This is a genomic window from Actinopolymorpha sp. B9G3 (assembly GCF_040120725.1).
Taxonomy (GTDB): domain Bacteria; phylum Actinomycetota; class Actinomycetes; order Propionibacteriales; family Actinopolymorphaceae; genus Thermasporomyces.
Genome location: NZ_JBEEAB010000089.1, coordinates 1 through 690 on the forward strand (window position 1 = coordinate 1; position 690 = coordinate 690).

2 pseudogenes are annotated in these 690 nt (G+C 61.7%); both read left to right on the forward strand.

What is annotated here, in order from left to right:
* A pseudogene (locus ABNF93_RS34710) lies at nt 1-371 on the forward strand (extracellular solute-binding protein); the annotation flags it as partial.
* A gap of 57 nt (nt 372-428) precedes the next feature.
* Nucleotides 429-690: pseudogene (locus ABNF93_RS34715) on the forward strand (carbohydrate ABC transporter permease); the annotation flags it as partial.

Here is a 690-nt window from a genome sequence, read left to right on the forward strand (position 1 = left end):
GCCTGTGGTGGGGCCAGCTCGGTGTGAACTACCGGTCGAGCGACTTCCGGCTCGGCGAGGTTGTCGACCCGGAGAAGCCGACGTTCGAGAAGCCGTTGTACGAGGAGTCCCAGAAGTACTACAACCTCCGCCAGGACCGGAGCGTTCAGCTCCCGCCCGTGTACATGAACGAGGAGCAGGCGGCGCAAGCGGGTGAGCTCGTCACCGCGATCGAGAACCACGTGGTCCAGCACGAGGCGAAGTTCACGATGGGTCAGCTCGACATCAACGACGACGCCGAGTGGCAGAAGTACGTCGACACCTTCGACCGGATGGGTCTGGCGAACTACCTGAATGCCTACCAGGCGGCCTACGAGGCGAAGTACGCCTGACGCGAGTAGGACCGACGACCGAAACAACAAACGAAAGAGCCGGCGAGGAGGGACGACGTGGCCGTCACGACAGTCCGGACAGTCCGGATCAGGGAGACCCGGTCCGATCGGATCTTCACGATTTCGAACTACGTCGTGCTGACGTTGTTCCTTCTCGCCGTGCTCTATCCCCTGGTATTCATCCTGTCCGCTTCGATGAGTGATCCGCTCGCGGTGTCGTCAGGGCGGGTCTGGTTATGGCCGGTCGACTTCAACTTCACCGGCTACCAGGCCGTCGTCGAGTACCGATCGATCGTGCGGGGATTCCTCAACTCCGTCT